The sequence below is a fragment of the Shinella kummerowiae genome, from assembly GCF_009827055.1.
Lineage (GTDB): Bacteria > Pseudomonadota > Alphaproteobacteria > Rhizobiales > Rhizobiaceae > Shinella > Shinella kummerowiae.
Genome location: NZ_WUMK01000024.1, coordinates 1 through 9,033 on the forward strand (window position 1 = coordinate 1; position 9,033 = coordinate 9,033).

A 9,033-nucleotide genomic window follows, 5' to 3' on the forward strand; every position below is an offset into this window, starting at 1 on the left:
ACCCATGGCGAGCGCCGTGCGCAGCGTCTCTTCAGCCTTCGCAGGGCCGATCGATACCACGACCACTTCCTCCGCCTTGCCGGCCTCCTTCAGCCGCAACGCTTCCTCGACCGAAATCTCGTCGAACGGGTTCATCGACATCTTCACATTCGCAAGCTCGACGCCCGAACCGTCAGACTTCACGCGAATTTTGACGTTGTAATCAACGACCCGCTTTACAGGGACCAAGATCTTCATGGCTTCCTTCCTTCATATGCCCGCGAGGGAAAATGCGCCTTTCAAGGGCGCCCTGATTGTCGGTTGGCGACATCGATACGCGTTTTTTCCCCAAACACAATGTGTCACGGGCCCTCCCCACGTGAAAACGAAGGGGTTATAAATTACCTTTACGTTCACGTCAATTTGCCACATGCGACATGCTCACCGCCCCCAATGGGTCGGAGGCACGGAGGGACCCGACGACCTCTCCTCGACGGGAACGGGCGTCGCCTCGACATGCCGGACGGCCTTGGGCGTGACGATCGTACGGTCGAACAGCGGCACGCCGCGCCGCCGCAGTACGAGCACGAGGATGGCCCCGGCGACGATCCCGCCGACATGGGCGCCCCAGGAGACCCCGCTGTCGCCATCGACCACCAGCATGTAGAATTGCTGCGCGATCCAGAAGGCGAGCGGGATGACCGCCGGCAGCGGCAGCGGGATGCGGAAGAACACCAGAACCCAGACGCGCACCTTCGGGTGCAGCAGGAAATAGGCCGCCACCACCCCGGAAATCGCCCCGGAGGCGCCAATCAGCGGCGCTTCCGAATCCGGCTGCACGAGACCGTGCACGAGGGCGCCGGCCGCCGCGCAGAGGAGATAGAACAGCAGAAAACGGAGATGGCCGAGTGCATCCTCGACATTGTCGCCGAACACCCAGAGGAACAGCATGTTCGAGGCGAGATGCATGAAGTCGCCGTGCAGGAAGGCATAGGTGATGTAGGTCGCATCCTCCGGCACCAGCACGAGGCTCGGCTCCAGATCGGCAAAATCGAAGACGACCGCCGGAATATAGCCGAGGCCGACCACCGTGGCATCGGAAAAGGCCTGGGTGGAGGCAAGCCCCGTGATCAGCCAGACGACGACATTGATCACGATCAGGCTGATCGTGACATACTGCACCTTGATGTATTTCAGGGCATTTGCGTCGTGCAGCGGTATGAACATGGATCCCCTTCCCCAAGGCCTGCTGCAGACGAGCTTATCTGTTCTGACCCGGAACCCACAATATGTCCGCGCGGCCTTTGTCGTTTACCCAGCGCGCCGCGACGAAGAGAAAATCGGACAGCCGGTTGATATAGGCAACCGCCGCGACCGAGACGGCCTCCTCGCTATCCTGAAGCGCAACGATCCGCCGCTCGGCCCGGCGCGCAACGGTGCGCGCCAGATGCAGCGCCGCCGCCGCTTCCGTGCCGCCCGGCAGCACGAAGGAGCGCAGCGGCTCGAGATCGGCATTGAGCGTGTCGATTTCCACCTCCAGGCGATCGACCTGCGCCTGCACGATGCGCAGCGGCTCGTAGTCGAGTTTTTTGCCGGTGTCGGGCGTTGCGAGATCGGCGCCGAGATCGAAAAGATCGTTCTGGATGCGCACCAGCATCTGATCGAGCGCGGGATGGTCGGCAAGGTGCTGGCGCACGAGGCCGATGCAGGAATTCGCCTCGTCGACCTCGCCGTAGGATTCGACGCGCAGGTCGTGTTTCTTGCGGCGTGGTCCCGCGACGAGACCGGTCGTGCCGTCATCGCCCGTGCGCGTATAGATCTTGTTGAGCTTGACCATCGTCCCCTCAGCGCCCGCCGCCGGTGATCCAGAGCGTCAGCATGATGAGGACGATGGCGACCGCCTGCAAGAGCACGCGGGCCTGCATCAGCTTGTTCGATGTGTTGCCGCTGCCGCCCTTGGCCATGTTGACGAGACCGCGCACGAGCACGATCACCACGAGGCCCATGACGAGCAGGGTCATGAAGGTGAGAAAGGAAGACATGCCAACGTTCCGATTTGATTTCTGTCAGCCCTATTCACATAGGGCATTCACGACAAATAGCACGCATTTTCGGGCGAATTCGCCTGCGACGCCGCGCCGCGTCAGCCAAGCCTGCCGATGATGCGATAGAACAAGGCGGCCGGCAGCAGCTTCTTCAACAGCGCGCCCTGCTTGGCCGGCATCGTCACGATATAGTGCGGCCGCGGCGCCTTCGCCGTCAGCGCATGACGCAGCACGGCATGCACCGCCTCCGGCCCCAGCTTGCCGCGCGCCGGCTTGGCTTCGCCGCGCAGCCGCTGCAACTGCCGGCGATACTCCTCCGCATGCACCGAGTTTTCGAGATCGATATTGCGCTCGATATGGATCAGCGCATTGGCTGTGAAACGCGAGGCGATCGGCCCCGGCTCGATCAGGCTGACATGCACGCCGGAGCCGGCAAGCTCCATGCGCATTGTCAGCGACAGGGCCTCGAGGGCGAATTTCGAGGCATTGTAGGCGCCACGCCAGCGATAGGGCACGATGCCGAGGATCGACGAGCATTGCACGATACGGCCGGAACCCTGTCTGCGCATGGTGGGGATCACCCGCCGTGTCAGATCGTGCCAGCCGAAGACATTCGTCTCGAACTGCTGGCGCAGCACGTCGACCGGCAGGTCCTCGACAGCACCGGCCTGTCCGTAGGCTCCGTTGTTGAAGAGCGCGTCGAGTCGACCGCCGGTACGTGCCAGCACCGTCTCGACGAGGGCTGCGATCGTGTCCGGCTTGGTATAATCCATCAGCAGCGCCTCGATGCCATCGGCCTCGAGGCCTGCGCGGTCCTCCTCCCGGCGAACCGTCGCAAAAACCCGCCAGCCTTCCGCCTTCAGCGCGCGAGCGCAGTGCGCCCCGATGCCCGAAGAGCACCCGGTGACGATGATGCTGGGCGGGCTTGTCGCATTTGAAGACGGCATGTCGGTTTCCTGTACAAATCTGTGTCCGTTTCCCATATCACCACGACAGCATTGCGCATCGTCCATGAAGCGCAGTGTCATGAAATTCGAATTTGGGCATAACGTCTTAAACTGAATCCGGTTTAAGACGTTATGCCCAGGCAGACAATTGTTGAGACGGCCGAGAACGGTCGCAAAGGGACTGGACATTGCCGATGCCGACCGCCATCCGCGTTGCCTATAAGGTCGTCTTCGATGCGATCTGGCACTTTTCCGAAGACGACGGCTGGGCGATGGCGAGCCACGTCGCGCTCTCGACACTGCTGGCGATCTTCCCCTTCCTGATCTTCGGCACCGCACTCGGCTCGTTCCTCGGCGCCGACCAGTTCGCCGAAACCGCCGTGCACCTGATCTTCGACACCTGGCCGGAATCGATCGCCGCGCCGATTTCCCGCGAGGTGGTGGCCGTTCTCACCATTCCGCGCGGCGGCCTGTTGACGGTCTCCGTGCTCGCCGCCGCCTATTTCGCCTCGAACGGCGTGGAGGCGCTGCGCGTGTCGCTCAACCGCGCCTACCGCGTGGCTGAAACGCGCTACTGGTACGTGACGCGCCTGGCGAGCCTCGGCTTCGTCATCGCCGGCGTGCTGGCGCTCGCCGTCATTTCCATCGTACTTGTCGCCGCACCGCTTGCCGTGCGGGCAACGGGCGACTGGCTGCCCTGGCTGAACTATGTCTACTCCTGGGCTGAAAGCTGGGGCCTGTTCGGCACCATCCTCGTGCTGCTCGTCGGCCTGCTGATCGCCCATCTCTGGCTGCCGGCCGGCCGGCGCAAGATCGCCGACGTGCTGCCGGGCATCCTGCTGACATTGCTTGCCTGGGGCATCGGCGCCTACACCTTCGCCTCCTACCTCGCGACCTTCGCCAATTACGTCTCGACCTATGCGGGCCTCGCCTCGATCATGATCGCCCTGGTCTTCCTCTACATCGTCGGCGTCATCTTCATCCTCGGCGCGGAGATCAACGCGGCCCTGATGAAGTATCGGGTCAAACGGCTGATTCTCGACAGGCTGAGGGGCGTGCGCAAACAGCCGCCGCCAGCCGATGACGATTCAATGGAAGACGAAGCCATAGCCCGCGAGCAGGGCGCGAATGCCGGTCGGTGAAACGCCCTTGTCGCGGTAGGCGGCAATCCCGGTGTCCTGGTTGCTTTTCGAAAGCTTGCGGCCGTCCGGCCCCGACACGAGCCCGTGATGGCGGTAGCTGGGTGCCGGCAGCCCCAACAGGCTTTGCAACAGGCGATGCACCGCCGTCGCGTGAAAAAGATCCTGCCCGCGCACCACATCGGTGATGCCCTGTGCCGCATCGTCGAGCACGACCGCGAGGTGGTAGCTCGCCGGCGCATCGGGACGTGAGAGGATGACGTCTCCCCAGCGTTCGGGCCGCGCCGTCACGATGCCCGTCTCGCCCTCCGGCCCCTCGCCCGCCTCCGACCAGTCCAGAACCGCCGGCGCCAGCGCGCGGGCCTTGTCCATGTCGAGCCGCCAGGCATGCTGCCGGCCCGCGTCGATCCAGGCATTCGCCTGCGCCCGGTCGAGCGCCCGTTCTTCCGTCGGATAAAGCGGCGCGCCATCCGGATCACGCGGCCAGACACCGCCCGCCGCCTCATGCGCCTGGACCCGCGCCTTCACCTCGCCCCGGCTCAAAAAGCCCGGATAGAGCAGCCCCATCGCCTTCAACCGCTCAAGCGCCTCGGCATAGAAGGCGAGGTGCTCCGACTGGCGCCGCACCGGCTTTTCCCAATCCAGGCCAAGCCAGGCGAGATCGCGATGGATTGCCGTCTCGAATTCGGGTCGCGACCGGGCGGGATCGATGTCCTCGATGCGCAGCAGGAACCGTCCGCCACAGGCCGTCGCCAAGTCATGGTTGAGGATCGCCGAAAGCGCGTGACCGAGATGCAGCAGGCCATTCGGGCTCGGCGCAAAGCGAAAGACACGATTTTTTGACAAAGGACTTTGCATGAGGTCTTCTGACACGAAGAAGCGTCTCACGTCACTACAGGGCACGCGTTGAGAATGACGCGGAAGAGCCACTGTCGGAACAAGGATCGAGGCTGCTCGACACCATGCGATTACACATGATCCATTCGGAGGCGGATGTCGCGGCAGGTCTGGTCGACCTGGCGCTGCTCGATGCGCGCCTGTTCACCGTCATCGACAAGGCCGGCCCGGTGCCGCTCCGGCGCCTGCCGCCGGGCTATCGCGGCCTTGCCGGCATCATTGTCGCGCAGATGGTCTCGCGCGCCAGTGCCGATGCCATCTGGCGGCGGCTGGAAGAGGCATCCGGCGACATCACGCCCCATCACATCCTCGCTTTGTCCGACGAGACCTGCCGCGCGATCGGCTTGTCGCGCGCCAAGGCGGAGACGCTGCGCCGCGCAGCCGAGGCGGTCGATCGCGGAGAACTCGATCTCGACGCGATCTGTCACATGGAAGCCAAGGCCGCGACCCACAAGCTCACCGCCATCAAGGGCATCGGCCGCTGGACGGCGGATGTCTACCTGCTGTTCTGCGGCGGCCACCCGGATATCTTCCCCTCCGGCGATATTGCGCTGCAAAATGCCGTCGCCCATGCGCTCGGCCTCGCCATGCGCCCCAGCCCGCCGGAACTCGACCGGATCGCCGAAAGCTGGTCGCCTTGGCGCGGTGTCTCAGCCCGGCTGTTCTGGGCTTATTATGCCCGCGAGATGCGCCGCGAGGTCGCGCCGGTGCTCGAAGGGTGAGCTTTGCGAAATACGTTGTTTTCGCTTTTCCTTTCCGGCTTCACAATGCTGTAACAACGGGCCTAATATAGAAGGGCAGATGCCGAATCGATCAGGAGAAGCCCTTGACGATTTCTGTTTCACCACAGGCCCTGCCAGCTCTGGTCTTGAATGCTGACTACCGGCCACTGAGTTATTACCCCTTGTCGCTTTGGTCCTGGCAGGACGCGATCAAGGCCGTGTTTCTTGATCGCGTAAACATCATCGCCGAATACGACCATTCGGTCTCTTCCCCGAGCTTCACGATGCGCCTGCCGAGCGTCGTGTGCCTCAAGTCCTACGTGCAGCCTTCACGCCACCCGGCCTTCACCCGGTTCAACGTGTTCCTGCGCGACAAGTTCGAATGCCAGTACTGCGGGACGCCCGACGACCTGACCTTCGACCATGTCATCCCGCGCGCCCATGGCGGCGAGACGACCTGGCACAATGTGGTCGCGGCCTGCTCCCCGTGCAATTTGAGAAAAGGCAGCAAGCTGCCGAAGCAGGCGGGCATGTTCCCGCATCAGAAGCCCTACCAGCCGACGGTTCAGGATCTGCACAACAACGGGCGACTGTTTCCACCCAACTATCTGCATGAAAGCTGGATGGACTATCTCTACTGGGACGTCGAACTGCAGCCCTGACGCAGGTCACGCAAAAGTGCCGGGCACTTTTGCGGCGACGACATGCGTGACGCCAAGGGTTGCGGCATCTCAGGCTTTCGCGGACCGCACGCCCTTGAAGGCGATCGCGGCGAGGATAAGGCTTGCGATCACATTCCAGCCGGCAAAGGACAGGCCGAGGAAACGGAAGGACGCTTCCGTGCAGGAGGGTCCATGTTTGCTGTTGAGATCCGACAGCAGGTCGCCGGCATTCTGCGTGACGCCCTGGGCGGAGGTTGCGCAGGTCGCCGGCCCCTCCCAGAACCCCCATTCGACACCCGCGTGATAGACGCCCATGCCCGCGCCGACCAGCATCATGACGCCGGCGATCGCCAAAAGCAGGCGCGTCAGCCAGGCCGGGCCGCTGAACAGGGCGGAAACCAGTGCCGCAACCGCAACCGGAATGCCGTAGTAATAGGGGTCCCGCTGCAACAGGCAGAGCGCACAGGGAATATAGCCGCCGACATGCTCGAAGGCGAGCGCGCCGCCCACCGTCGCCGCCATGCCGAGCGAAAGGAGGCCTGCGGATGTCTTGCGGGAAAGGTCGAGGAATGCCGTCATCAGGATCGCCCAATCAGGCCGGCGGGGGTGCCGGCGAACGGCGCCGAGTTCTATCAGGTGGCTCGCCGTTGTAAATCACCTGCACGGATATGTGATCAGGATCGTTTGCCGCCGATTTGCCGGTTGCCGCCCACGAATGCTTCGTGTAAACGGCGATGGCTGCAGTGCCGTGCCCCATTGGCGGAACTGGTAGACGCGCTCGACTCAAAATCGAGTTCCGAAAGGAGTGCTGGTTCGATTCCGGCATGGGGCACCATCTTCTTTTCCATCATTAGCCATGATAGTCCATATGTGGTGCGGCCCCTAAACGAATTTCCCCGGAGCCGGTCTTACGGGGCGGATGTCCCGTAACAACTTTCCTCAGCCGTATTCCTGGCTTGAAACCGCCAAATCCTCTAAATCCGAAATCCGACTGGTTCAGAAACCCAATAGGGTTCCGAAAGGTCTGGAACCGGTCCGATATTTCGGCCGACAAACTGCACGGCAGGAAAGCCGTTCTCCAACAGATACTGTTTGGCGTTCTCATTGCCGTTCAACGCGTTCCGCAACTGCCTTTCCGGAGCCCCGTCGAAGTAACCCAGTTCCAAGTCGCGTTCCTCTTGGCCGAGGTAAATCATCGATCTGACGAGAAGATCATAAGCAGCGCGATAAAACGTCAATGGTGCATGTCAACGGCGGAGTAAAAACCGGCCACGGGGCGGAGCAAAAGTCGGCCACTGTGGCGCCGGCCTGAGACCGCCGGGAGGGCGTAGCCCGAGTGGGGGTCTCAGGCCGGCGCGGCGATTTTTGAGGGAGCGTTTCAGCCGATCTTTCTGGCGCGGCTCTGGGCGAGACGATAGCTGTCGCCATTCATTTCGAGGATATTGACGTGGTGGGTGATGCGATCGAGCAGCGCGCCTGTCAGACGTTCGGAGCCCAGGGTTTCGGTCCATTCGTCGAATGGCAGATTGCTGGTGATCAAGGTGGCGCTGCGCCCGTAACGCTGGGAGATCAGCTCGAACAGCAGTTCCGCGCCGGTCTTTGATAGCGGCACGAAGCCCAGCTCATCGATGATCAGCAGCTTGTAGGCAGCCATCTGCTTCTGGAACCGGAGCAGGCGCCGCTCGTCGCGCGCCTCCATCATCTCGCTGACCAGGGCGGCGGCCGTGGTGAAGCCGACGGACAGGCCCTTCTGGCACGCGGCTAGGCCGAGGCCGAGCGCGACATGCGTCTTGCCCGTGCCGCTCGGGCCCAGCGCAATGACGTTCTCCCGGCGCTCGATCCATTCGCATCGGGCCAGTTCCAGCACCTGCATCTTGTTAAGCTTCGGAATGGCGGTGAATTCGAAGCTGTCGATGCTTTTTACGACGGGGAATTTAGCCGCCTTGATCCGACGTTCGACCTTGCGGCGGTCCCGTTCGATCATCTCCCGTTCGGCAAGCCGGAACAGGTATCCGAGATGATCGACGCCTTCGCTGGCACATAACCGGGCCAGCTTCTGGTGCTCGCGCTGGAAGGTCGGCAGCTTCAGGGTCTTGAGATAATGGGTGAGCAGGATCTCTGGTGCTTCGGTGCTCATGCCGCTTCTCCCGCATCATTCGACAGAAGGCGCATATACGCCTTTGCCGACGTCTTCTCGACAGTCGCCCTCGGCAGGTAGGGATAGATCGCCAGGTCCAACCGCGGCGGCCGGCGCTCGACCCGGCACAGGATCAGATGCTTGACCGCATCGAAGCCGATCGCGCCGAGCTGTATCGCCTGCTTCACCGCTGCATGTAGATCGGCAAGGTCGAAGCTTTCCAGCAGGCGCAGAACCTGCACGTATTCTCGCCGCCCATGCTTGGCCATGCGGCCTTCCATCAGCCGGCGCAGCGTCGCGAACTCGTCTGGCAGATCCCAGCCCTGCAATGGAGCCGCCTGATCCAGGGAATTGATCTTCTGCTCGATCAGCGGCAGGTAATGGACAGGGTCGAAGACGACGTCTTCCCGTTCCCAGCACCGCGGATGACAAGCGATGATCTCGCCGCGGCAGCCGATCACCACCTGATCGACATAGCCCCGGACCCAGACGTCTTGATGGCCAT

General features: G+C 62.7%; 12 protein-coding genes and 1 tRNA gene. 4 read left to right on the forward strand and 9 right to left on the reverse strand.

The features are described from left to right. The 5 genes from GR138_RS29890 to GR138_RS29910 form a co-directional block, all read right to left on the reverse strand. Positions 1-237, reverse strand: a 237-nt coding sequence (locus tag GR138_RS29890) for an electron transfer flavoprotein subunit beta/FixA family protein (protein ID WP_420853738.1), incomplete at its 3' end; no start/stop codon positions are given. A gap of 183 nt (positions 238-420) precedes the next feature. After that, positions 421-1,206 (reverse strand): rhomboid family intramembrane serine protease, encoded by a 786-nt coding sequence (locus GR138_RS29895; RefSeq protein WP_160862911.1) that lies wholly within the window; start codon positions 1,204-1,206, stop codon positions 421-423. A 34-nt stretch (positions 1,207-1,240) separates the two neighbouring features. Continuing rightward, positions 1,241-1,816, reverse strand: a complete 576-nt coding sequence (locus GR138_RS29900) for a cob(I)yrinic acid a,c-diamide adenosyltransferase (RefSeq protein WP_160862912.1) — start codon at positions 1,814-1,816, stop codon at positions 1,241-1,243. Positions 1,817-1,823: 7 nt separating this feature from the next. Beyond that, positions 1,824-2,021, reverse strand: a complete 198-nt coding sequence (locus tag GR138_RS29905; protein WP_069060812.1) for a twin transmembrane helix small protein — start codon at positions 2,019-2,021, stop codon at positions 1,824-1,826. A 101-nt stretch (positions 2,022-2,122) separates the two neighbouring features. Beyond that, complete coding sequence (locus GR138_RS29910; RefSeq protein WP_160862913.1) at positions 2,123-2,971, reverse strand: SDR family oxidoreductase; 849 nt, start codon at positions 2,969-2,971, stop codon at positions 2,123-2,125. Between the two features lie 194 nt (positions 2,972-3,165). Here GR138_RS29910 and GR138_RS29915 point away from each other — a divergent pair, with 194 nt between their 5' ends. Continuing rightward, positions 3,166-4,113, forward strand: a complete 948-nt coding sequence (locus tag GR138_RS29915) for a YihY/virulence factor BrkB family protein (protein WP_160862914.1) — start codon at positions 3,166-3,168, stop codon at positions 4,111-4,113. Here the strand turns inward: GR138_RS29915 and gluQRS are convergent. Next, a complete protein-coding gene (gene gluQRS / locus GR138_RS29920) occupies positions 4,060-4,968 on the reverse strand; it encodes a tRNA glutamyl-Q(34) synthetase GluQRS (protein WP_160862915.1) in 909 nt (302 codons plus the stop codon). The two genes, GR138_RS29915 and gluQRS, sit on opposite strands and share 54 nt — an antisense overlap. Before the next feature lie 104 nt (positions 4,969-5,072). Here gluQRS and GR138_RS29925 point away from each other — a divergent pair, with 104 nt between their 5' ends. Both GR138_RS29925 and GR138_RS29930 read left to right on the forward strand, forming a co-directional pair. Next, positions 5,073-5,729, forward strand: coding sequence for a DNA-3-methyladenine glycosylase family protein (locus tag GR138_RS29925; RefSeq protein ID WP_160862916.1), 657 nt, complete (start codon positions 5,073-5,075; stop codon positions 5,727-5,729). Between the two features lie 104 nt (positions 5,730-5,833). Then, entirely contained in the window at positions 5,834-6,391 is a 558-nt protein-coding gene (locus GR138_RS29930; RefSeq protein WP_069060808.1) for an HNH endonuclease, read from the forward strand. A 69-nt stretch (positions 6,392-6,460) separates the two neighbouring features. Here GR138_RS29930 and GR138_RS29935 read toward each other — a convergent pair whose 3' ends face one another. Beyond that, positions 6,461-6,976, reverse strand: a complete 516-nt coding sequence (locus GR138_RS29935) for a disulfide bond formation protein B (protein WP_420853740.1) — start codon at positions 6,974-6,976, stop codon at positions 6,461-6,463. A gap of 165 nt (positions 6,977-7,141) precedes the next feature. On the opposite strand from GR138_RS29935, the gene GR138_RS29940 reads away from it, so the two are divergent. After that, positions 7,142-7,226 (forward strand) — tRNA-Leu (locus GR138_RS29940). A gap of 543 nt (positions 7,227-7,769) precedes the next feature. Here the strand turns inward: GR138_RS29940 and istB are convergent. After that, a complete protein-coding gene (istB, locus tag GR138_RS29945) occupies positions 7,770-8,528 on the reverse strand; it encodes an IS21-like element helper ATPase IstB (RefSeq protein WP_160862918.1) in 759 nt (252 codons plus the stop codon). Next, positions 8,525-9,033, reverse strand: a 509-nt coding sequence (locus GR138_RS29950; RefSeq protein WP_420853739.1) for a Mu transposase domain-containing protein, incomplete at its 5' end; no start/stop codon positions are given. The genes GR138_RS29950 and istB, both read right to left, overlap by 4 nt.